General features: G+C 33.8%; 27 protein-coding genes. 5 read left to right on the top strand and 22 right to left on the bottom strand.

Going from position 1 to position 22,692, the window contains the following annotated elements; translation table 11 throughout:
• Positions 1-2: 2 nt before the first annotated feature.
• On the top strand, positions 3-689 hold the full coding sequence (locus MR041_RS09035; protein WP_242093290.1) for a lycopene cyclase domain-containing protein: 687 nt from the start codon (positions 3-5) through the stop codon (positions 687-689).
• On the opposite strand, the gene MR041_RS09030 is transcribed toward MR041_RS09035, so the two are convergent.
• The 8 genes from MR041_RS09030 to MR041_RS08995 form a co-directional block, all read right to left on the bottom strand.
• Positions 686-1,651: a D-2-hydroxyacid dehydrogenase gene (locus MR041_RS09030; protein ID WP_242093289.1), complete on the bottom strand. Its 966-nt coding sequence runs from the start codon at positions 1,649-1,651 to the stop codon at positions 686-688. The two genes, MR041_RS09035 and MR041_RS09030, sit on opposite strands and share 4 nt — an antisense overlap.
• Positions 1,652-1,710: 59 nt before the next feature.
• Positions 1,711-2,283, bottom strand: a complete 573-nt coding sequence (locus tag MR041_RS09025) for a TlpA family protein disulfide reductase (protein ID WP_242093288.1) — start codon at positions 2,281-2,283, stop codon at positions 1,711-1,713.
• A 132-nt stretch (positions 2,284-2,415) separates the two neighbouring features.
• Positions 2,416-3,087: a Crp/Fnr family transcriptional regulator gene (locus MR041_RS09020; RefSeq protein ID WP_242093287.1), complete on the bottom strand. Its 672-nt coding sequence runs from the start codon at positions 3,085-3,087 to the stop codon at positions 2,416-2,418.
• A gap of 100 nt (positions 3,088-3,187) precedes the next feature.
• Complete coding sequence (locus MR041_RS09015; protein ID WP_242093286.1) at positions 3,188-3,622, bottom strand: DUF5606 family protein; 435 nt, start codon at positions 3,620-3,622, stop codon at positions 3,188-3,190.
• A gap of 53 nt (positions 3,623-3,675) precedes the next feature.
• A complete protein-coding gene (def, locus tag MR041_RS09010; RefSeq protein WP_242093285.1) occupies positions 3,676-4,266 on the bottom strand; it encodes a peptide deformylase in 591 nt (196 codons plus the stop codon).
• 115 nt (positions 4,267-4,381) lie between these two features.
• On the bottom strand, positions 4,382-4,951 hold the full coding sequence (locus MR041_RS09005) for a T9SS type A sorting domain-containing protein (protein WP_242093284.1): 570 nt from the start codon (positions 4,949-4,951) through the stop codon (positions 4,382-4,384).
• A 58-nt stretch (positions 4,952-5,009) separates the two neighbouring features.
• Positions 5,010-5,429, bottom strand: a complete 420-nt coding sequence (gene ruvX / locus MR041_RS09000; RefSeq protein ID WP_242093283.1) for a Holliday junction resolvase RuvX — start codon at positions 5,427-5,429, stop codon at positions 5,010-5,012.
• Positions 5,430-5,535: 106 nt separating this feature from the next.
• A complete protein-coding gene (locus MR041_RS08995; RefSeq protein ID WP_242093282.1) occupies positions 5,536-5,793 on the bottom strand; it encodes a hypothetical protein in 258 nt (85 codons plus the stop codon).
• A gap of 331 nt (positions 5,794-6,124) precedes the next feature.
• On the opposite strand from MR041_RS08995, the gene MR041_RS08990 reads away from it, so the two are divergent.
• Positions 6,125-6,940, top strand: a complete 816-nt coding sequence (locus MR041_RS08990; RefSeq protein ID WP_242093281.1) for a 2,3,4,5-tetrahydropyridine-2,6-dicarboxylate N-succinyltransferase — start codon at positions 6,125-6,127, stop codon at positions 6,938-6,940.
• 135 nt (positions 6,941-7,075) lie between these two features.
• On the opposite strand, the gene MR041_RS08985 is transcribed toward MR041_RS08990, so the two are convergent.
• The 13 genes from MR041_RS08985 to MR041_RS08925 form a co-directional block, all read right to left on the bottom strand.
• The gene (locus MR041_RS08985; protein WP_242093280.1) at positions 7,076-7,780 is read right to left on the bottom strand and encodes a response regulator transcription factor; all 705 of its coding nucleotides are present in this window, start codon (positions 7,778-7,780) and stop codon (positions 7,076-7,078) included.
• A gap of 2 nt (positions 7,781-7,782) precedes the next feature.
• Entirely contained in the window at positions 7,783-9,357 is a 1,575-nt protein-coding gene (locus tag MR041_RS08980; protein WP_242093279.1) for a sensor histidine kinase, read from the bottom strand.
• Positions 9,358-9,434: 77 nt separating this feature from the next.
• Positions 9,435-10,022, bottom strand: a complete 588-nt coding sequence (gene coaE / locus MR041_RS08975) for a dephospho-CoA kinase (RefSeq protein WP_242093278.1) — start codon at positions 10,020-10,022, stop codon at positions 9,435-9,437.
• Positions 10,019-10,984: a CdaR family protein gene (locus MR041_RS08970; protein WP_242093277.1), complete on the bottom strand. Its 966-nt coding sequence runs from the start codon at positions 10,982-10,984 to the stop codon at positions 10,019-10,021. The genes coaE and MR041_RS08970 overlap by 4 nt, the downstream gene beginning before the upstream one ends.
• A 2-nt stretch (positions 10,985-10,986) precedes the next feature.
• Positions 10,987-11,988 carry a glycosyltransferase family 2 protein gene (locus MR041_RS08965; protein ID WP_242093276.1) on the bottom strand — a complete coding sequence of 334 codons (1,002 nt, stop codon included), beginning with the start codon at positions 11,986-11,988 and terminating at the stop codon, positions 10,987-10,989.
• Positions 11,989-12,106: 118 nt separating this feature from the next.
• Positions 12,107-12,922: an enoyl-ACP reductase FabI gene (locus tag MR041_RS08960; protein ID WP_242093275.1), complete on the bottom strand. Its 816-nt coding sequence runs from the start codon at positions 12,920-12,922 to the stop codon at positions 12,107-12,109.
• 201 nt (positions 12,923-13,123) lie between these two features.
• On the bottom strand, positions 13,124-14,776 hold the full coding sequence (gene recN, locus MR041_RS08955) for a DNA repair protein RecN (RefSeq protein ID WP_242093274.1): 1,653 nt from the start codon (positions 14,774-14,776) through the stop codon (positions 13,124-13,126).
• A 62-nt stretch (positions 14,777-14,838) separates the two neighbouring features.
• Positions 14,839-15,726: a type IX secretion system protein PorD gene (gene porD, locus MR041_RS08950; protein ID WP_242093273.1), complete on the bottom strand. Its 888-nt coding sequence runs from the start codon at positions 15,724-15,726 to the stop codon at positions 14,839-14,841.
• Complete coding sequence (coaBC, locus tag MR041_RS08945) at positions 15,719-16,930, bottom strand: bifunctional phosphopantothenoylcysteine decarboxylase/phosphopantothenate--cysteine ligase CoaBC (RefSeq protein WP_242093272.1); 1,212 nt, start codon at positions 16,928-16,930, stop codon at positions 15,719-15,721. The genes porD and coaBC overlap by 8 nt, the downstream gene beginning before the upstream one ends.
• Before the next feature lie 7 nt (positions 16,931-16,937).
• Positions 16,938-17,267, bottom strand: a complete 330-nt coding sequence (locus tag MR041_RS08940; RefSeq protein ID WP_242093271.1) for a DNA-directed RNA polymerase subunit omega — start codon at positions 17,265-17,267, stop codon at positions 16,938-16,940.
• An 85-nt stretch (positions 17,268-17,352) separates the two neighbouring features.
• Positions 17,353-18,153 (bottom strand): outer membrane protein assembly factor BamD, encoded by an 801-nt coding sequence (locus MR041_RS08935; RefSeq protein ID WP_242093270.1) that lies wholly within the window; start codon positions 18,151-18,153, stop codon positions 17,353-17,355.
• 117 nt (positions 18,154-18,270) lie between these two features.
• Entirely contained in the window at positions 18,271-19,149 is an 879-nt protein-coding gene (gene dapA, locus MR041_RS08930) for a 4-hydroxy-tetrahydrodipicolinate synthase (protein ID WP_242093269.1), read from the bottom strand.
• Positions 19,142-19,669, bottom strand: a complete 528-nt coding sequence (locus tag MR041_RS08925; RefSeq protein ID WP_242093268.1) for a DUF6913 domain-containing protein — start codon at positions 19,667-19,669, stop codon at positions 19,142-19,144. Before MR041_RS08925 ends, dapA begins: the two co-directional genes overlap by 8 nt.
• On the opposite strand from MR041_RS08925, the gene MR041_RS08920 reads away from it, so the two are divergent.
• From MR041_RS08920 to MR041_RS08910, 3 genes are all read left to right on the top strand, one after another.
• Complete coding sequence (locus MR041_RS08920; RefSeq protein WP_242093267.1) at positions 19,650-20,492, top strand: 5'-nucleotidase C-terminal domain-containing protein; 843 nt, start codon at positions 19,650-19,652, stop codon at positions 20,490-20,492. The genes MR041_RS08925 and MR041_RS08920 overlap by 20 nt on opposite strands.
• Positions 20,492-21,406, top strand: a complete 915-nt coding sequence (locus MR041_RS08915) for a bifunctional metallophosphatase/5'-nucleotidase (protein ID WP_242093266.1) — start codon at positions 20,492-20,494, stop codon at positions 21,404-21,406. Before MR041_RS08920 ends, MR041_RS08915 begins: the two co-directional genes overlap by 1 nt.
• Positions 21,407-21,471: 65 nt before the next feature.
• Positions 21,472-21,858 (top strand): DoxX family membrane protein, encoded by a 387-nt coding sequence (locus MR041_RS08910; protein ID WP_242093265.1) that lies wholly within the window; start codon positions 21,472-21,474, stop codon positions 21,856-21,858.
• Here MR041_RS08910 and MR041_RS08905 read toward each other — a convergent pair.
• Positions 21,838-22,554: a hypothetical protein gene (locus tag MR041_RS08905; RefSeq protein ID WP_242093264.1), complete on the bottom strand. Its 717-nt coding sequence runs from the start codon at positions 22,552-22,554 to the stop codon at positions 21,838-21,840. The genes MR041_RS08910 and MR041_RS08905 overlap by 21 nt on opposite strands.
• Between the last annotated feature and the right edge of the window lie 138 nt (positions 22,555-22,692).

Here is a 22,692-nt window from a genome sequence, read left to right as displayed (position 1 = left end):
TAATGACTTCTTTGTATTTGTTCTTGAATCTAGGTTCATTATCTATTCCTTTTATTTTTAGTTTTCATCCAAAGTTAAGATTTTACAAAAATTGGAAATCTCTTTTTACGGGGATTTTAATTAGCATGCTTGTTTTTATCCCATGGGATATCGTATTTACAAATCACGGTATTTGGGGATTTAATAGTGATTATTTTTTGGGTTTAAGGCTGTTTAATTTACCCATTGAAGAATGGTTGTTCTTTGTTTGTATTCCGTATGCATGTGTTTTTACACATTATGCACTGATTCATTATTTTCCTAATCGAAGGCTGTCCAAAAGTACAACTAAAGCCCTCGGTACTATTCTTTCTATAATATTTGCGGTCATCTCAGTTTTTAATTACGATAAATGGTACACCGTTATCAATTTTACTGTAGCATTGATGGTGTTAATATTGGTTATGATAAAAAACTTAGAACTTCTTCGCACCTATTATCTCACCTTTGTAATAATGCTCATCCCATTTTTTATTGTAAATGGCCTATTAACAGGCAGTTTTATAAAAAATGAAGTGGTTTGGTACAACAATTCTGAAAACCTAAACATGAGATTGTTTACCATACCTGTAGAAGATACGGTTTATGCCTTTACACTTATTCTTTTAACATTATTTGTAATGAATTTTAATCGAATAAAAAGTTCTTAAGAACTTACAACATTAATAGGGTCATCGTTTAAATAGTGTTCAAAATTCTGTACTGCCAATTGCATTAAACGCTTTCTAGCTTCAAAAGAAGCCCAGGCAATGTGCGGGGTTATGATACAGTTTTTAGCCTTTAACAAAGGATTATTCTTATCTATGGGCTCTGAAGAAACAACATCGACCGCTGCAGCATATACTTTACCGGAATTTAAAGCCTCCGCCAATTCTTTTTCTTTAATAAGACCGCCCCTGGAAGTATTTATAATGATAACCTCATCCTTCATTTTATCAATATTCTTTGAATTGATGATGCCCTCAGTACCCTCCAAAAGCGGGCAATGAAGACTTATAATATCGGAATGGGTTAAAAGTTTATCAAGATCGGCGTAGACACAATTCTCGGTTTCTAATTCATTTTTTCGGCTTCTGCTATTAAATAATACGTTCAAACCAAAAGCGTTAGCCAATTTTGCCGTAGCTTGTCCAATTCGACCAAAACCAATAATGCCTAAGGTTTTTCCTTCCAATTCCATCAATGGGAAATTCCAAAAAGAAAAATCCAATGCATTAGACCAATCCCCATTTTTTACGGCCCTATTATGTGCTCCAACATGATGGCAAATTTCCAATAGCAAAGCCATTGTAAATTGGGCCACGGCAGAAGTGCTATAAGCAGGTACATTAGTCACTGTTATGCCAAGGTTATGAGCCTCCCTTACATCTACCACATTATAGCCCGTGGCTAGGACACCAATGTATTTTACATGTTTTACTTTTCTAAGAACAGCCTTTTCCAATGGTGTCTTATTGGTAAAAACACATGTGGCATCATCAATATTTTTAAGAATTGCCTCCGTATTATAGGCCGTTCTATCATAAATAATGACCTCTCCAAATTCCTTGAGACCTTCCCACGACAAATCTCCCGGATTCAAAGTATAACCATCCAATACTACAATTTTCAAAATACGAGTTCTTGATATTAATTCAGGTAAACTAACAAAAGATTATTGGTATTTCAAAATCATCCGGCATTACCAGAAATTAAATCATCAATTATTTGTCTAACTTTTTGACTGTTCCAATTGGAAGCTCCTGATTTATCAATAATAATTCCTCCTGTTTTATCTATTAGGAATGTTCTCGGAATACTTTTTACATTAAACATATCCCTATCATTGGAAAGGGATCTGTAAACTGGAAAACTATAGCCATTTTTCTGTAAAAATTGATTTATGGTACTGAACTCGTCATTCGTGACAAAAAGAAATTCAACTCTGCTGTGATAATCATCATATAACCTCTGAAGATTCGGCATCTCGGCAATACACGGAGGGCACCAGGTGGCCCAGAAATTAACCAATACCACCTTGCCCTTAAATTCTTTAAAATTCAGAACATGACCCTCTTTATCTATGAGATCCCAATTATAAGTTGTTAATCTATATTGATCTTCAAGATTTAAAACTGATGGACTGAAAATGGCTATCCCTTTATTTAAAAAAATTTGAACGGGTTGTCGTGTTTGAGGAACTATCAGAACGACTAACAGAAGAATAAATAAGATATCCTTTAATTTTAGCTGAGGCAAATGCATTTACTAATGTTGAATAACACAGGTTTAGAATCAAATTTAACTTAAAATCAAAGAATTAAAGGTGTTTTTAGCAACTTAATCCTAAAGTGACAAATTACATAATACCTATAAATTTACAATGGGTTGGTAACATTAAGCTATCTTTTTTCGGATTCTTATTTCTTTCCTGTGGAATTCAATAATTTTTTCATCCTTAAGTTCATTAAGCAATACATTTAAGGTTGGTCTCGATGTCCCTATTAAGGAAGCTATATCTTTTTGAGTATAGGGATGGTGTATCACCTTATCACCGGTTTTCTCGCAATCGTATCCATAATCGGCACAAAGTTCTTCGAGAAACTCCATTAATCTTGTTTTAGCATCCTTAAACAATAATAACTGTAAGCGCCTTTCCAGACGTTTTAACTTGAACCCTATAAGTTTATATATTTTAAAACTAAACGTTTGATTATTTCTCATTAAGTTGTGCATCGTGTCAACCCCTATCGGGCAAATACTTGTAGCATTGTCAATGGATTGGGCAAATTCTTCTCGCCTCGATTCTCCGAAGATAGCGGTTTCACCAAACAAATCTCCCCGAGTTAAAATGGCCTTAATCACCTCGGTTCCATCTTCATTGTAGTATCCAATTTTTACCTTACCCTTTTCAATGAGATACACTTTATTTGCATAATCTTCCTCAAAATAGATATAATCTTTCTTTTTATAGGAATCGAATTTATGGGAGGCTTTATAAGCTTTAAACTTATGCGGACACAATACTTTAAAAAGATTGACGTCATCAAAAAACCAAATTGAATTCATGGCGAACGGAGTGCACGGGTTAATCAGCATTTTGGTCGATAGGTTCTATCCTAACTTACATCAGCCCATAAAAAAACCTCCAAAGGAGGTCTTTATTTAACTATTCTTCTTCTTCAGACGAATCTGGTTTATCACTATTCTTAGCATCTAAATCATCCAGCAAATTTTGCTCTTGCAATAAATTATACCACTGAATAACCTTTTTAATATCGCTGGGATACACCCGGTCTTCATCATAATCCGGTAATATATCAAAGAAATATGCCTCCAATTTATCCCGGGAATCACTCGCCCTGACACTAGCCTGTTCTCCATTTTCCTTAGTTTTTATTTTATTAAAAACGTCCAGAAGGGGAATCTCTTCTGATAAAGTATAAATGGCTATTTCACTGAGTAAACTGACATTTTGTTGAATTCTTACGGAAAGCCTCTTTCTGTCGATTAAAGACTCCGCCACAAAACCTCCCCTTGTTTGTGTTATTAACCTGTATAAACCAGGTCTTCCAGAAATTGATAATATTTTTTCTAAACTCATAATTTCGTGTTGAAAGGGCACAAATATATTTGTTTATCAATCCAAAACAAATGTTATCTTTTCTTTTTTTCATTAGGGAACTTCATCTTATAATCCACCTTTATTTTACCTTTTGAAATATTGGCGAGTTTACCCTTTAACAATCTTTTCTTGAAACCGGACAACTTATCTGTAAATAATATCCCTTCAATATGATCGTATTCATGTTGAATTACACGAGCTATCAAACCATCAAATGATTCTCGATGTAAATTAAAGTTCTCATCAAAGTACTCCACAGTAATAGCAGGATGTCTTGAGACGTCTTCCCTAATATCCGGAATACTTAAACAGCCTTCATTAAAGGCCCATTCCTCCCCCGCTTCGTCGGTTATTTTCGCATTGATAAAAACACGTTTGAAATCCTTTAAAGCATTTGCCTCCTCCGCAGAAAAGGCCTCATCCTCTGCAAATGGAGCTGTATCCACCAAAAATAATCGAATGGGCAAGCCGATCTGAGGTGCGGCCAAACCGACGCCATAAGCGTTATACATCGTTTCGAACATATTCGCTATAAGAACATCTAAGTTCGGGTAATCTTTGGTTATGTCGATTGCCTTTTTCTTCAATACAGGATCACCATAGGCTACAATTGGTAAAATCATTTTTATTGATATACATTTAATGAAGCAAAAATACAACTCTTCCAACGGATAGAAATAAATAAGCAAAAAAAAACTCCTTTATTTAAAAGGAGTTTCTTTTTTTAGGGTAAAAGTATTACTTCATGATAACTATTTTCCTCGTTACCATGGCGTCTCCTTTTGCTATTTTAAGCATGTAAACACCGTTTGATAAACTTGAAAGGTCAATATTCTTACTTGCACTATCTTCAATTGTCAACTCTAATGCCTTTCTGCCGGTAACGTTATACAAACTAATCTCAGCATTAGTAGGTGATCCAAAGGATAAGGTTATATCATTTCCATATCGTAAAGGATTGGGATAAACCTGAAGTACCTTATTTAAAATAAATTCTTCTATTGGTAAAGTTCCATCAGCTTCGAAGTCACAAGTACCAATGGTTCCACCAAAATCTGCAGTGAAGGCCGCATTATCAGGAATTGGAGTGTCACTAGTTTCGTACGTCAACAAATCTGTTGTGCACTGTGTACGTACATAATTAATACCATCAACAGTAATGTTTATAGGCCAATCACCACAGTTGAACATATTGTCGTCATCAATAAAATAAACTAAATTTCCAGAAGCGAATCCCTTATCGGGGCAAACCTGTCCAGAAATTAAATTAATTCCAAAAAAAATAAGTAGTAGGTAAAAGTGTTTCATAGGTTGGTAAATAAAGTTCGACGATTAAAATTAAACAAAATTTTACATCTATCTAATTTTATTCCGTATTTTTTGAATACAAATAACTTTGTAAAATAATTGTAGCACTAATTTTATCTATTAGTGCTTTGTTTTTACGTTGATTCTTCTTTAGTCCACCGTCAATCATTGTCTGAAAGGCCAATTTTGAGGTAAATCGTTCATCAATGCGCTTAATGGGGATATTCGGAAATTCTGTAGTTAATTGTTTTATAAATTGCAGAATATGGATTTCACTTTGAGAAACCGTGTAATTCATTTGCCTGGGCTCTCCGATCAGAAACAAATCAACAGTCTCATTTTCCAAATACTTCGTTAAAAAAGAAATCAAGTCCGTGGTATTAACGGTCGTTAATCCGGATGCAATAATCTGCAATTCATCAGTAACCGCGATACCGGTTCTTTTTAAGCCATAATCTAAAGCTAATATGCGTCCCATTGGATTTTAAAATTCAAAAATAATGATAAAAGTAAAAAAGACCATCTTTAGGAGATGGTCTTTAATCAATAGTTAACCTTATTAATATTTGAATATGAATTATAGCTTATGCGATTTTACGTCTGTGTATTTTAGGAAAAACCAGTTTAATGTTGTCAACCTTACGCTCCATATTTAAGTAATTTTTGATATCACTGGTTTTAGAAATAGCTTCATTTAATTTTGTAGTATCAATTTCTACTGTATTATCTGTTGAAGGCGTTACAACTTCTTGAGCTGCTTCAGTTGTAGTCTCTACATTACTCTGAGCGTTTGATAACGTAAAAGAAAGTACTAAAGTTAAAGTTATAAATAAAGTTTTCATCAGATTTGGGTTTTGATTTCTGATTCAAATATAGGGCGGGTATTCACCAAAAGTGTAAAAAATTAGTTGTAGTATTTAGTATTTTCGATTATTAGAAAATGTGATGATTTCTACCGATTAACTGATGAATAACACCAATTTACCGACCAACTGACAGGTAAATTGCACTTCATCTTAAAAGTAATTCCACTCAAAGGAAAAAACGAAGAATTAGTATTGCGAAATCCCCATTTTATCCCTTAAATTTTTGTCAACTTTTAAACCCATATAGTACGTTCAAAATTCTATTTTTAAATACTTAGAAGTTATATTTGTCAAAATTTAATGACTAATGACAGATTTACAACAAATTATAGAACAGGCCTGGGAAGACCGATCGCTTTTACATGATGTAAAGACAACAGGTGCCATTAAACGTGTTATCGACTTACTTGATAAGGGAGAATTACGTGTTGCCGAGCCCACGGCAGATGGTTGGCAAGTCAATGAATGGGTGAAAAAAGCTGTTGTTTTATATTTTCCAATACAGAAAATGGAAACTATTGAAGCCGGGCCATTAGAATTTCACGATAAAATTCCATTGAAGAAAGGTTATGCCCAAAAAGGGATTCGAGTGGTTCCTCATGCCGTAGCCAGACATGGTTCCTATATCTCCAAGGGTACTATTTTAATGCCTAGTTATGTGAATATTGGTGCATATGTAGATGAAGGTACTATGGTAGATACCTGGGCTACCGTTGGCAGCTGTGCTCAAGTTGGCAAGAATGTACACCTTTCTGGTGGTGTTGGCCTTGGTGGTGTATTGGAACCATTACAGGCTGCTCCCGTAATTATTGAAGATAATGCATTTATTGGCTCCCGCTGTATCGTAGTTGAAGGGGTTCGCGTAGAAACTGAGGCTGTATTAGGCGCCAATGTGGTATTAACGGCATCTACAAAGATAATTGATGTGACAGGCAACACTCCTGTTGAATTAAAGGGTCGTGTTCCTGCTCGTTCCGTAGTTATTCCCGGAAGCTACACGAAATCCTTCCCGGCTGGAAACTATAACGTACCCTGCGCCCTTATTATTGGTATACGGAAAGAGAGTACAAATAAAAAGACCTCTTTAAACGAGGCACTGCGCGAACACGATGTAGCAGTATAGCTTATTAAGAAGTTATTCTTTTAGAACTTTCAATAACCAAAACAGCAAACTCTTTAGCTTGCTGTTTTGTTATTTATAGAAATGCTATTGAATTCCTTTTTAAATATGGATTTAATTTTAGTAATAACGTATTACTCAATCATTAATTACCAATCTAAATCCTTCACCATGAATATTAAGGATTTCTACCTTTTCATCGGGTTTTAAATATTTGCGAAGTTTAGCAATATAGACGTCCATACTTCGCGATGTAAAATAATTATCATCGCGCCATATTTTAGTAAGTGCTAATTCACGAGGCATTAAATCATTTTCATGCAATGCCAACAATCGTAAGAGTTCATTTTCCTTTGGTGACAATTTAATCGGTTCACCTCCATCGAAACGAAGAAAACGGAGTTTTGAGTTTAAATCAAATCGACCAATCTTAAATTCAAACTGTTTGCTATCAGAAATAGTCTCCGTAGCTTTTCGCTGCATGATGGCTTTTATTTTCATTAATAAAACCTCACTATCAAATGGTTTATTTAAATAATCATCGGCTCCCACCTTATACCCTTTAAGCACATCTTCCTTCATTGCTTTGGCCGTTAGGAATACGATTGGTACATCAGAATTCTTTTCACGAATTTCTTTGGCGAGGGTGAAGCCATCTTTATAAGGCATCATTACATCTAATATACATAAGTCATAATCGTCCTTTTTAAATTTTTCAAATCCTTCCATACCATTTTTGGCATGAACCACATCATAATCGTTCATCATTAAATAATCCTTCAGTACCGTACCAAAGTTGGGATCGTCTTCAACTAATAAAATTTTCTTGTTTACTTCTTCCATAATTATGTTATTATAGGAAGTTTAATAATAAATGTACTTCCTTTATCTTTCTCTGTTTCGACAGAAACATGACCTTGATGGTCTTCGACAATACGCTTAACATAAGCTAAACCCAAGCCATGTCCCTTAACATTATGTATATTTCCCGTGTGTTCTCGATAAAATTTCTCAAATACACGTTTGGCGGCAGCTTTGCTCATTCCACTGCCATGATCTTTTATTTTTAATAAAATATTTGTTCCCACATTCTCGGTGTATACCTCTATTTCCGGAGAATCAGGCGAATATTTAATCGCATTGTCTAAAATATTAACTATCACATTGGTAAAATGTGTCTCATTAGCTAATATCGAGGACTCATCAGCCTCCAGAAAAGTCTTGATATAACCTTTCCTGTTTTCTATTATAAGCTCGACATGAGTTATAGCATCTACAACTAAGTCGTGTAAATTAACCCTGTCCTTACTAATGTTGAGTTCGTTTTTCTCAAGTTTAGATATTCTAAGTACATTTTCAACCTGTGCATGCATACGCTTATTTTCATCCTTGATCATGTTGAGATAACGTAATACTTTTTCCCTGTCGACGATTATTTTCGGATTCTTAATTGCATCCAAAGCTAAGTTTATAGTGGCAATTGGAGTTTTAAACTCATGTGTCATATTATTAATAAAGTCCGTTTTAATCTGGGAAATCTTACGTTGCTTTACCAATTGAAATAGGGCACTTGAATAAGCAATAATTATCACCGATGTGAATACAACGGACAATAAGATCATTCCAATTACTGAAGATAAAATAAACTTTTTATCATCAGGAAAGTTTACATAGAGCTTATAATTACTCACATTATTTTCATCATAAAACATAGGAATGTTATATGCAGAAGTTTTATCAAATTCAAAATTGTCACTTTGTACTTTAGTTGCCAAATCGTTACTATATATGGCAAATTCGTAATCTATGTCTATATCATTCTCTTTTAATTTTTTTGAGAGCAAATCGGCTATTTTCTCCTTCGAAACACGCTTGTGAATGGGTGTTCGTTTTGAAATTGCCTTAAAATTTTTCTCAAAACTTAATTTTTGTGCCTCATTTAAACTCCCACTATTTATGATACTTAAAATAGGTGCCTGATTAGTGTTAGACTCAGAAAATTCGATGTTTTCATATATCTCAGCATTTGAACTTCCAAAAATGCTTTGGATGTTAATACTATCTAAACCAATGTCAAAGAGCGATGAAGATAACTTGTAATTATCTTCCAAAACACCACTTTTGTAAATAAGTGCTTGTTTGGTATTGTTGTTTTGTTGATAAATGAATAATTGTGATACAGATACAGAATCGGCCTCTTTTTTTTCACTTATCAAATTCTGATATTTCTCAAAATAGGTAGCCAATTCATCATCTTGAATTTGGTTAGATACATTGGCCAAAACGGTTTGCACTTTAAATTTAAACCTGTTTTCTTCATTTTTTACGGACCCTTTAATATAGTAAGCCTGAACAAATATAATTCCTATAAGAGACAAACTCATTAATAGAACCAATAGGCTAAATATTCTCCTGCTCATTAGTCAAATTTAACATTTTAACATTTAGAAAAGTTACCATTTAACCTAATGTTAACAAAAATGTTAAAATTTGGCTGTCACCTAATTCTTTCAAGAATTTTATGATGAATATTTAAAACTTGCTTTTTTGTATTTTCCAAATCTGTATTTTCAATCACAAAATCAGACAAAGGTATTCGATCTTCATCGTGCCATTGATTTTGCATTATGGCTTCAATTCTCTCGATAGAAGTCTTATCTCGAGACAACAGGCGCTGCATTTTTACATCTTTTGGAGCAGTTACGGTAATGACGTAATCGCATGCCTTATACCCATTATTTTCAAACAAAATGGCTGCTTCCTTTACAACATACGGCCCATTTTGAGCTTTAACCCATTTTTTAAAATGTTTGGCTACTTCCGGGTGTACTATGTCATTAATTTTATTTAATAAGGATTTATTCTTAAATATAATATTGGCAATAAAAGACCTGTTTAAACCTTCCTTTGTATAAACTTCCTCCCCAAACAAACCAATGAGCTGCCGTTTTATGACTTGGGATTTATTCATGAGTCTTTTTGCCTCCTCATCTGCGATATAAACAGGAATACCCAAAGCATTAAAGGCATTTGCGACAGTAGATTTACCACTTCCTATTCCACCTGTTAGTCCGACAATAATCATTCTAAAATAATAATTTCAACGCGTTGATTATTAATTTTTACACTTTTCACATGCTCAGAAGTTTTCACAATCTCGGGAATAAAAAAAGAGCCCTCACTATTTAACTTACTATAATCACAGATTACTCTAAAATCATTCGGTTTAACCAAATTAAATTGATTTAAACTGGTATAAAAAGATATTGTAACCTCTTTTGGAAAATAATTTAATTTCAAATCATCCGGAGTGTTAATAACAGTTATTGGAATTTTTAAATTCCCTTCAGTAAACCGTTCTACCTCGGCATTCAAATTTACATCTGAATTTGTATAGCGTACCTCTTTTAATGATTTGGGCAAATCTAATTTTACGGTGATGTCAATATTGGATTTGACATCTTTTAATGAAACCATTTCAGTTTCTATTGCGTTAATTGTATCTATAACATGCTCTGGCCCTACAACTTTAATGGAATCCGGGCTAATCAAAAACCCACTAAAACTATCATATCCTGGACTAAACGAAATATTTTGTCTTAACTCTACCGGTATTTTTCTGATGGAATTCACATCAAATGTAAAATATAAGGTATCCGGGTAAACCGCAATGATTTTAACTTGATTTGTGAATGTACTAGTGTTAAATAAGCGCGCCTTATTCCTGGTCCAAATATATTTTGAACTACTTTCGATGACATCTTTTGAAAAATCTATGATTATCTCTGGTCTGTTAAAATAATAGCTCAACCATTTAAATCCATGCGTACTTAATGTCATATTTAAAGTCGAATCAGAAGTATTCAAAACTACTCTTTCTTCCGGCACATTAACGCGTTTGATTTTAAATGCTATTGTATTCGTATAGGTCTTAGAAAGCTTGGTGAAAATTAATATGATGAAAGATAAAATCAAGAACAATAAAAAAATGTTGATTTTTTTATTCTGTATGGCACCCAGAAATTTAGCTCTCAATGTGTTAATCATAATTATTTATAAAAAAGTTCTGGAAAATGTGTTCGGGGGTCTCTTCCTAATAGTATCAGGGCAATAGTTGAATTCAAAAATCCAAAACCATACCCGAAAAATTGAATTCCAATGGCGATTAATGAATAAATAGATACTATAAAGTTTTTCGTTGATGCCAAAGCCTTAAGGAACGCAATTAAAAAATACAATGCATAAACTAGAATAAACCAATAATATCCTAAAAGAAGCAAAAATATTGAAACCACAAACCCCAGACTAAAGACCAAAGGAAACCAATAGGTCAAACTTCTTGTATTTGGATGCCACTGTGTTAATATGGGTCGTACCATGCCGAACTTTTTGACCTGTTTATAAAATCCATTCCATGAGATTCGTCTCTTATGATATACAAAAGCATTTGGTATTAGCCTGGTTTTATAACCTAAATTCCATAATCTGATCGATAGATCGGGATCTTCCCCGGGATGAATGGAACCAAACCCATTTGATTCTTTAAACGCTTTTTTCGAAAGACCCATATTAAAGCTCCGGGGTTGAAACTTTTTAATACTCTTCTTTTTTCCCCTGATACCTCCGGTTGTAATAAAAGACGTCATGGTAAAATTAATCGCCTTCTGCAGATTTGAAAATGAATCCAGGGCTTCATCAGGCCCCCCAAAACAGTCAACATATTCCATTTTTAACTCTGCATCAACTTCTGTAAGATAATTATCTGGCAAAATGCAGTCCGAATCCAGAATTATAAAATAATTTCCCTTTGCCCGTTTCATCCCATAGTTTCTTGAGTCACCGGGACCTGAATTCTTCTTATAGAAATAAGAAATCTCTAACGTATCCATAAAATTATCTACTATAGCTTTTGAGGATACGGTAGAGCCATCCTCCACTATAACCACTTCAAACTTTATATCGGTCTTCAAACGAACAAAACTTTCCAATAGCTCCTGAATTTCCTCAGGACGGTTATAAACAGGAATAATAAAAGAATAGTTAATATGCATCACACAAATGTAACCAATACAAATAAAAAAGCCACCTTAAAAAGGTGGCATAATGGTATTTCTGGTTTGAAAATCAATAATGAAATGATCTCATTTCATTTCACTATTTACAATTTTTCTATTCTTCGCCAATAAATGTAGACATGACCGCATCACTAACACCCATATTACTAAATCCACCATCATTGTATAGGTTCTGTAAAGTTACCCTTTTTGTTAAATCACTAAATAATGTAACGGTATAATTAGCACAATCCAGAGCGGTGGCATTGCCTAAAGGAGACATTTTTTCTGCATAGGCAATAAAACCGTCAAATCCCTTTACACCACTGCCTGCTGTCGTTGGTGTTGGAGATTGTGAAATGGTATTAACTCGAACTTTCTTATCGCGACCAAAGAAATAACCAAAACTACGTGCTATACTTTCTAAGTAGGCCTTATTATCAGCCATATCATTATAATCTGGAAATACCCTTTGAGCTGCCATATAAGTTAATGCAACAATGCTACCCCACTCATTCATAGCATCTGATTTGTATAAAGTTTGCATGAGTTTGTGGAAGGAAATTGCAGAAACATCCGTTCCTTTTTGTGTCCAATCATAATTTTGATCGGTATAATGTCTTCCCTTTCTAACATTTATAGACATACCGATGGAGTGTAAAATAAAATCTAATTTTCCTCCTAAAATTTCCATTGATTGGTCTATGAGATTTTGTAAATCCTCGACTGATGTCGCATCAGCCGGAATAATCTTAGAACCTGTTTTACTTGCCAAGTCATTGATTTGTCCCATTCGCATCGCTACTGGTGCGTTTGTCAGAACAAATTGCCCCCCTTCTTCATGTACGCGTTCAGCTGTTTTCCAAGCAATTGAATTTGAATCCAAAGCTCCAAATATGATCCCCTTTTTTCCTTTTAATAAATTATACATTAGTTAAGATTTAATTAATTTGTGTACGTTAAAATTATCGCAAAGATCTACTTCATTAATTATTCTTTGTATTATAACCCTTCGATAACATTAGAACATTACAGTATTTTTTAAAAAATAATTTTAATAAAGCATTTGTTAAATAATAACAAACATATTGTGGCAAAAGTAATAAACTTTAAACTTCAATAGCTAATATTTTTAATTGAGTAATTCCTTGGCATGGGCAATCGCTGACGATGACATTTCTATTCCTCCTAACATCTGGGCTATTTCAACAATCCGCTCATCATGGTTAAGTCTAATTAACTTGGTTTGTGTAATATTATTAATATCCTCTTTATATACTTTGAAATGATAATGCCCTTTTGCCGCTATTTGCGGTAAATGGGTTATGGTAAATACCTGCATGCTCCTGCTCATATCTAACATTATTTCACCCATTTTATTAGAAATTTCACCGGAAACCCCTGTATCGATTTCGTCAAACATAATGGTTGGCAACTTGATATAATTGGATAAAACCCATTTTATGGCCAACATGATTCTTGACAACTCCCCTCCTGATGCTGCCTTTTTCAATTCTAAAAAGTTCCCGCCCTTATTAGCTGAGAATAGAAATAATAATTCATCCTTTCCATTCGAGAACAAATTAGTGGTGTAATTTAATTGTATAGAAAACTTTGCATTAGGCATACCCAAATCTTTTAATATGGTCTCCAATTGTTGTTTAAGATTTGGAATCGCTAATCTTCTTTTTTCATGGATATCCTTTGATAAATGGTCGAGAGTTTTTTGTTTTTCTAATAACTCGGCTTCCTTTTTTAAAATAGTATCATCTAAATTTTCTGTAACTGAACATTTTTCCAGAAGCTGATCGCGAATTGAAATGAGCTCTCTAAGATCCATTGCTCCATGTTTCAATAACAAATTATTTAATATTCCCAAACGCACATTTACCTGCTCCAGACGTTCTGGATTTGCTTCTAAATGCTCTAACAAGCGATCAATCTCTATATGAATATCATCCAATTCAATAAAGCTGCTTCGGATGCGCTCAAACAAATCATTATAATTCGATGACAGATTGGCGAGTTTGGTGAAATTAGTCTTTAGTTCTGATAAACGAGACATAACACCTTGTTCTTCGTCATTCAAAATCTGAGAAGAGGTCGCCAGTTTTTCCTTGATGTCCTCTACATTATTGAGTGTTTCGTATTCTTCTTCAAGTTCCACCAACTCATCTTCAACCAAATTCGCCTCAAGCAGCTCATTTAAAAGAAATGTATTATAATCCTGCTCCTTAATGACCTCAGACTTTAATTTCATTAATTTATCCAGTTCTTTCCGTGCTACTCTAAACTGATTCAATTCCTCTCTGTAACGCTTTAACAAAGAAGCATTACCAGCTAAAGCATCAATTACTTTAAATTGATAATTATCATCTACTATCTGCAAAGTTTCATGTTGTGAATGAATGTCTATTAATCGCTCCCCTAGAAGCTGTAAACTCTTTAATTGAACAGGTGAATCGTTTACGAATGCACGTGATTTACCAGAGGGCAGTATTTCACGTCTAATAATCGTCTGATCATCAAAATCGAGAATTTCATCCTTAAAAAAAGATTTCAGATCGTAATTAGTAATATCAAAGACCGCTTCAATAATACATTTAATAGAATTGTCTTTTAAACTGCTGAAATCAGCTCGTTTTCCCAAAATTAAAGACAGTCCTTGAAGTAAAATGGATTTCCCGCCTCCGGTTTCACCGGTAATTATTGATAAACCATTATCAAAACTGACATGCAGATTTTCAATCAGCGCATAGTTTTTTATGGAAAGTGATTTTAACAAATTGCCAAAAACGTTATTGTTAGGAAATAAATATAGTAAATGAATTCAATAAATAATAGACCCTAAAACTTAATATTAGCCCATTTGCTGGAATGCATTGGCGCGACATTTTGCAGAGTTTCCTTTACACTAGCAATATTTACATTGGGGCCATCTGTAAATATTTGTTCGATCTCATCCGACTTTGCATCAAAAAAGGTTCGCAATAAAAACGAATTGGGTCTTCGACTATTCATTGCATCAAATAATTTAAGCGAGGAGGCTATTTCTTCTTTTCCTTTTTTGGGGTTTTCACTCATAATGTCCAATCCTAAACGATGGTATCTGTACATAACTTCTCGGTAAGCCGAAAATGTCGGTGATAACAAATTATCAATTAAGGCAAATCTACTTTGAAGGCCATCTTCAAGTTTCCAACCTTTATAATTTTCCTGTTGAGAATAATTTAAAATAGTTTGAGCCTGCTTAAAAAGGGTTTCACCACCTTTGGTCGCGAAGGTCTCGGCATCTAATCCCAACATTATGTAAATATGGAAAGTCAAAACAGAAATAAGATTGGATTCGTACTGAGATGGGTTAAATATTAAATTTTGAAATTCTAAATATCGGAATGAAAAATCCCTGTCATTAAAATTATAAACCGGCGTTGTAAATGAGGAGCCAAATACAGGTCTTGATGATTGCACCTGAATCGTCCCCTGAAAGGATTCTCCACTGTACTCGGTTATGGTAATGATCATACTGCAATCAATGCGTTCCTGAGGTGCAACAGTTCTATTGGTCCATTTCGTATTGTTGACAAACTCGGTCAATTGCTTTTCCAAAGTTTTAAAAATCGTTTGATTATCGTTTCCAGTTTGCCTTGCATTGACCACTAAGTTGCAATTTAACTCCTGGGCAAAACCTACAAAACCAATATAAAAAAAGAGACTAAAAAATATGTTACGCATGGATCTGTTTTATAATTTCATTACATAAATCTTTGGCTACTTCTGTTTTATCCTTTAATTCAAACACTGTTTTACGTTCTTTATTATCTATAAAGGTAACTTTGTTTGTATCACTTTGAAAACCAGCTCCCTGATCATTTAACGAATTTAAAACAATTAAATTTAAATTCTTTCTTTTTAGTTTCTGTTTTGCATTTTCTATTTCATTATCAGTTTCTAAGGCAAAACCGACCAAATACTGATGTCTTTTTAATCTGCCCAAAGATTCCAAAATATCTTTAGTTTTTTCCAATTCTATGGTTAACCCAGCATCGTTCTTTTTTATTTTTTTACTGGAGGGGTGTTTAGGTCTGAAATCTGCTACTGCCGCAGATAGAATGGCAATGTCTGTGTCCTCGTAAAACTTATGGACATTATCATACATTTCCTGGGCACTGACAACAGGAATAATTTTGATTAAGCTGTGTTCAGCCTTTTCGAATGTAGGACCTGAAATCAGTGTGACCTCGGCACCTAAATTTGCAGCCACTTTTGCAATTTCAAAGCCCATTTTACCGCTGGAATAATTCCCGATAAATCTCACAGGATCTATAGCTTCATATGTTGGCCCTGCCGTAACAAGTACTTTTTTTCCTCTTAACGGAAGGTCTCTCAAAATATTATCTTCAATAAAGGCCACTATGTCCTCTGGTTCTGCCATTCGTCCTTCTCCAAATAAACCACTGGCTAATTCTCCGCGTGTAGCAGGAATCATAATATTTCCATATCCTTCTAATACTTCCAAAGATTTTAAAGTGCTCTGATGTTTATACATATCTAAGTCCATTGCTGGAGCAAAATAAACTGGACACTTGGCCGATAAATATGTTGCCAGCAGCAAATTATCGCAAACGCCATTTGCCATTTTTGACAAGGTATTAGCTGTTGCGGGGGCGATGACAAAAAGGTCGGCCCACAATCCAAGGTCAACATGATTATTCCAAACGGCATCACCTTCGTCGTCATTAATGAACGAAGAGTAGACCGTATTTTTTGAAAGGGTAGAAAGTGTTAAAGGCGTTACAAAGTCTTTGGCGGCAGGAGTCATCACTACCTTCACGTGAGCACCGGACTTAACAAACAACCGAACTAAAAAAGCACTTTTATAAGCGGCAATACCAGCAGTTATGCCTAACAGTATATTTTTGCCACTTAATATTGACATGATGGTTCTATTCCTGAGAATCTTCCTCAGTATTTCTAAAGTAAACTTTCTCTTTTAACCATTCTTGAATAGCTAAGGCATGCGGCTTAGGAAGTTTCTCATAGAACTTAGAAACTTCAATTTGTTCTTTGTTTTCAAAAATTTCTTCAAGGCTGTCATTGTAGGTAGCAAACTCCTCCAATTTATCAATAAGCTCCTTTTTAATTTCCGTATTAATTTGCTCAGCTCTTCTAGAAATTATGGATATAGCTTCGTAGATGTTTCCAGTTTGTTCATCTATTTGATTTCTATCATAGGTCATTGTATTTACCGGAGCCTTAGTTTTTTTTAAATCCATTTTATCTTTTAATTAATTTTGGCTGATAGCCTTTACTATTTTTATTTCTTAATTATTCTATTAGGTACTCTCTATTGTTTTCAAATTAACTATTCGCAGTATAATACTTTAATTGATTATCAATTTCTTCTACCATTTTATTCACTTCCTCGAGGTATTTTGAATTTACAAAAGACTTTTTGAAAGCATCCGAACTGGCTTTAGCCTCTTTCAAGCGCTCTTCTTTTTTATATTCTATACTATTAATGGCCAGTTTATATGAAGAATCCAATTTATAAAACATAGCATCTTCACGCAAAGAAGATCCGGGAAATTCAAAAATAAAATTTTCAAAAGATTTTATGGATGCAGGATAATCCGATATATGATTATACTGTTTGGCTATGCTGAAAGCCTTTTGTTCTAGCTTAAATTCCAATTCCTTAACCAATTTATTTGCCTCCTCCAAATACTGAGATTCAGGAAATAAATTAATGAAATTTTGAAGTTTTTCAATCGCTTCTTTGGTTTCTGTCTGATCCTTAGTATAAACTGGTGATAGCATATAATAGCTCTTAGCACTTAAAAAGGAGGCTTCCTCCACTTTTTCACTATTAGGGTAGCTGGTTGCAAATCGCTCAAACTGATACCCTGCCACATAAAAATCCTTCATTTTGTAAAAGGAATTAGAATACAGATACATCAATTTTTCTGCTTGAGGTTTCCCTCTGTAATTGGGAACAATCTGAGCAAAAAGACGATTAGCCTTGTCAAATTTACCTTCATCATATAAGGCTTCACCCATTTTGAATTTAGGGGCAATATCCTCATTTTTCAACACCTTTTGATATTCGCTACAAGAGCTTAAGGATATGAATACCAATAATATGTAAGCAAGAGTCCTCATAACTAAAAAACAGGATGCAAAATTAATGTAATAATATGGATTTTAAAAATATATTTTAAGTGCTAAATTAATCCCTGTAATATAGGAATTGTAAGGATTAAGTTATATTTAACACTATTAGAACTCCTTAACAAAACGTTCAATCTTTGCTTTTAATTGCAAGGATGCCGGAACTAAAGGTAATCTTACCTTGTCACTGCATAAACTTAAGGCTTCAAAAACGGCTTTAATTCCTGCGGGATTATTCTCTTCAAAAATATAACCTATGACATCCATAAGCTTGTAATGTAAGGCATAAGCTTCTTTAGCTTTACCTTGAAGACCCAATCGAATCATATCAGAAAATGGTTTCGGAAATGCCTGACCAATAACTGAAATAACACCTGCTCCTCCTGCTAACACAACCCCAAGGGCCAAATCGTCGTCTCCAGATATAACTAAAAAATCTTCGGGTTTGTCCTTTATAAGCTGTAAATACTGGGCCACATTGTTCCCAGCCTCTTTTACTGCGATGATGTTTTTGAAGTCTTTTGCCAATCGCACGGTAGTTGAAGGTTCCATATTTTTGGAGGTTCGACCAGGAACATTATAAAGGATAACATCAATGGGACATACTTCTGAAATGGCTTTAAAATGCTGGTAGAGCCCTTCCTGGGTTGGCTTACTATAATAGGGTGCGACCGACAAAATAGCGTCCATTTCACTTAAATCCGTAGTTTTAATTTCTTCAATTATCGAAGCTGTATTATTTCCCCCAATACCCAAAACCATAGGTACTCTTCCATTGTTGGCATCTGAAATGGTCTTAATGATATCTTTTTTTTCTTGCCGCGATATCGTTACACTTTCTCCGGTAGTACCTGAAATTACCAGGTAATCTGTACCATTTTCAATATTAAATTCCACAATGTTTTTTAGAGCTTCGTGGTCAATGCTCAAATCTGAATTAAATGGCGTTACTAAAGCCACTCCAGTTCCTACAAACTTTCTATTCATTATTTAATTTGTTTAAAATGGTTAAGTATTTAAAAATTTCTTTTTTAAACACTTCAAATTCTTCCTTATTGGTTTTGATTATGAGATCGTTTAACCTTTCATCTTTCTGTAAAATACCAATCTTAAATTGGGCTTTGGATAACCCTGTGAGTAACCTAAGCTCTACTTCATCACTGGTGTAATAACTAATTAGAGCATCAAATGGCCTATCTAAAAACGATTGTAATTCTATTTTCTTAATCGAACCATACCAACCAATATCCCTGGAATTGAAACAGACCTCCCAAAAGTTAGGTTTTTCACTTTTTGTAGGGGAATAGGCTATGATCTTAAACTTATTCGGACGCACTCGCAAAAAAGTCGCTAGATTTCTGAATAATTCAAAATCCTCAACCTCATCAATATTCAAAATAACTCCTAAACTTTCAACCTTGCTATCGTCAACATATATTTTACGCTCAGATAATATTTTGTTTAAATACTTTTTAATAGATTTTTCCTTGAAACCTTTTAAAATCATCTATATTTATACTTTGGACAAAGGTAGCAAAAGTACCATCAACATTTTTGCATTAGATATGAGGATTACACATTTGATTTTTTTGTTAAATTTTTTAATTTTTTTAAGCTGCAAAAAACAATCATTCACACTTACAACAATTGAAGGTAAATTAATTGAAATAAATGATTCCATCCCCAAGAAAAATGACATTGAGTCTTTTATAGAACCTTTCAGAACTCATCTCGAAAAAGATTTAGATAGTGTTATTGCTTATGCCAAGGACACTTATTCAAAGTCAGATGGAACGCTTAATACGGCTATAGGGAATTTCATGGCTGATGCAATCTTTAAGCAGGCAAACCCTATTTTTAATCGCAGAACCGGTAATAATATTGATATGGTTTTATTAAACCACGGTGGTATACGTTCAATTATTTCGAAAGGCGATGTTACCGTTAGAAATATGTTTGAACTCATGCCTTTTGAAAACAAAATCGTAATAGTTGCATTGAAAGGGCAACAGATGGATAGTATGGTAGATTATCTTTGTAATTCAAGAAGAGCAAACCCTGTCTCCAACCTTAAACTAACAATTGATAACGACTTCAAACCAGTTGAAGCCCTGATAAATGGCAAACCAATAATTAAAAATAACACCTATTTTGTTGCAACTAATGATTATCTGTACAACAGCGGTGATAACATGAGATTCTTTAGACCAAATGACAGTGTGTTCGACTTAAACTACAAAATACGTAATGCATTAATTGACTACCTGAAAAAAATCGATACTTTAAAACCGATCATTGATGATAGGTTTACTCAAATCCATACAAAATAATGAATCGAAGAGATTTTATACAGCGCGCATCAGCCGGTGCTGCTGCAACGGCATTAGGGCAACTTAGTTTTCAATCCTGCAGTACGTCTAAAACGAAAAAGATAACAATTCTTCATACGAATGACGTCCATAGTCATATCGATCCGTTTGGACCAGAAGATGGGAGAAATCCCAACAAGGGAGGCGTGTCTAGAAGAGCAAGTTTGATAGAATCTATTAAAAATGAGAATCCAAATACGCTTTTATTGGATGCCGGCGATATTTTTCAAGGTACTCCATATTTCAATTACTATGGTGGTGAATTGGAGTTTAAATTAATGAGTAAAATGCAGTATGATGCCGCTACGATCGGAAATCATGATTTCGATAATGGTATTGACGGACTTTATGCCCAACTTCCGCATGCAGAATTTGAGTTTATTTCTGCAAATTATGATTTTACTAATACGATAATGGACTCACATACCAAACCATACAAGGTATTCGTTAAGGATGGAATTAAAATAGGTGTTTTTGGACTTGGTATTGAATTAAATGGACTTGTAGAATCTTCACTTTACAAAGAAACCCTTTACCTAGATCCTGTAGAAACGAGTCAAGAAATGGTAAGAGTTTTAAAAACAATAGAGCAGTGCGACCTGATTGTATGCTTATCGCACCTAGGCTACCATTACAGAAATAATCCGAAAAAGATAAGTGATTTGCGTCTCGCAGAAGCCACTAGTGGTATTGATTTAATCATAGGAGGACATACCCATACTTTTCTCCCAAAACCAACTGTAGTTAAGAACAAAGATGGTGAGAATGTATTGGTAAATCAAGTCGGATGTTATGGGATTAACCTGGGAAGAATAGACTTTTATTTTGATTCTGAAAACAATAAATCTGCAAATGGGGTATCCATTCGTGTTTAATTTATAATTTTTTTGAAATGTAGGCGCGTGTTGTCCGTCTAATCTCAAAATTATAGTTCAGAATTATGAAAAGACACTTTCCCCTGCTTTTGAGAATTTTTGTTGCGATTATTTTAATTCAAACTCTTCGATTTAAATTTGCAGCACATCCAGACAGCGTATTTATTTTTGAATCGCTAGGTATGGAACCCATTGGTAGAATTGCAACCGGTATAATAGAGCTAATCGCAGGGGTGTTGCTGATAATTAGAAAAACTGCCTGGGCTGGGGCATTATTAAGTATTGGGGTATTAGCCGGTGCAATCATTGCACATTTAACCGTATTGGGTGTAGAAATAAATAATGATGCTGGACTGTTGTTCTATACAGGTGTTATTTCCTTTACAATGTCTTGTGTAATATTTTATTTACATAGAAAGGATATCCCGTTATTAAAATTCTTCAATCAATAATTTTCTTGGCTCCTCTGCTCTGACCTTTGACTGCCAAAACAAAATATAGAAGGCTAATAAAAATAAGGTAGTTGATATAAAATTTAACAACCCTTCATTTGTCACATATAAATAAGCCACTCCAAGAACTTCTGCAAAGACAATACACAATGAACCTATGAATAACAATAAGGATTTTTTGTCATCTCTATGAAAGAAATTAAGTAAGGATAGTGATAGCAAAACTAACATGACAACATTGTATATTAATTCCATTATATATTCTCCTGACAATGGTGACAAATGAGGTGTAACAATAACTTGTAACACGTAGACAATATAAATATTCAGTGCCGTTAAAACGAACACATGTACCTTAAGATTTTGAAGAATATGAGCGATACAAGTACTTTTACATATTTCGAAAATTAAGGAAAAATAGGCACAAACATATAAAGCATTCCCTATAAAATAATTTAGCTCATAAGAAATATAATCTGCAAAAAGTACCATTATATCCGATGTAGAAAAAAATATTAAAAATAGGGAAACCGGAATCGTTCTCTTTTTAACAAATGAAAAATATAATACCGTTATGGCTGGACTAAGTAAAGCACTTATTTTTAATGCCAAATCCGCCTTATTAAATAGCAAACATACAATAAAAGAAATGTAGATAATTGGCACAAAACTCATCAAGACTTTCGACTTGTACATAACGTAGGTTTAAAGTTATGTGACAAACATATAAAAAAAAATGCAATTAAACGTATTATTTTTACTTTTTATCGATTAAATTTAAATATTTATTTATTTTTGTAGGAATTTTTATTTTATATTTTTTATTATACTTAC

It is taken from the genome of Aestuariivivens sediminicola, assembly GCF_022662015.1.
Lineage (GTDB): Bacteria > Bacteroidota > Bacteroidia > Flavobacteriales > Flavobacteriaceae > Aestuariivivens > Aestuariivivens sediminicola.
The sequence above is the reverse complement of the archived record's forward strand: the minus strand, read 5'-3'. Positions and strand labels throughout refer to the sequence as shown.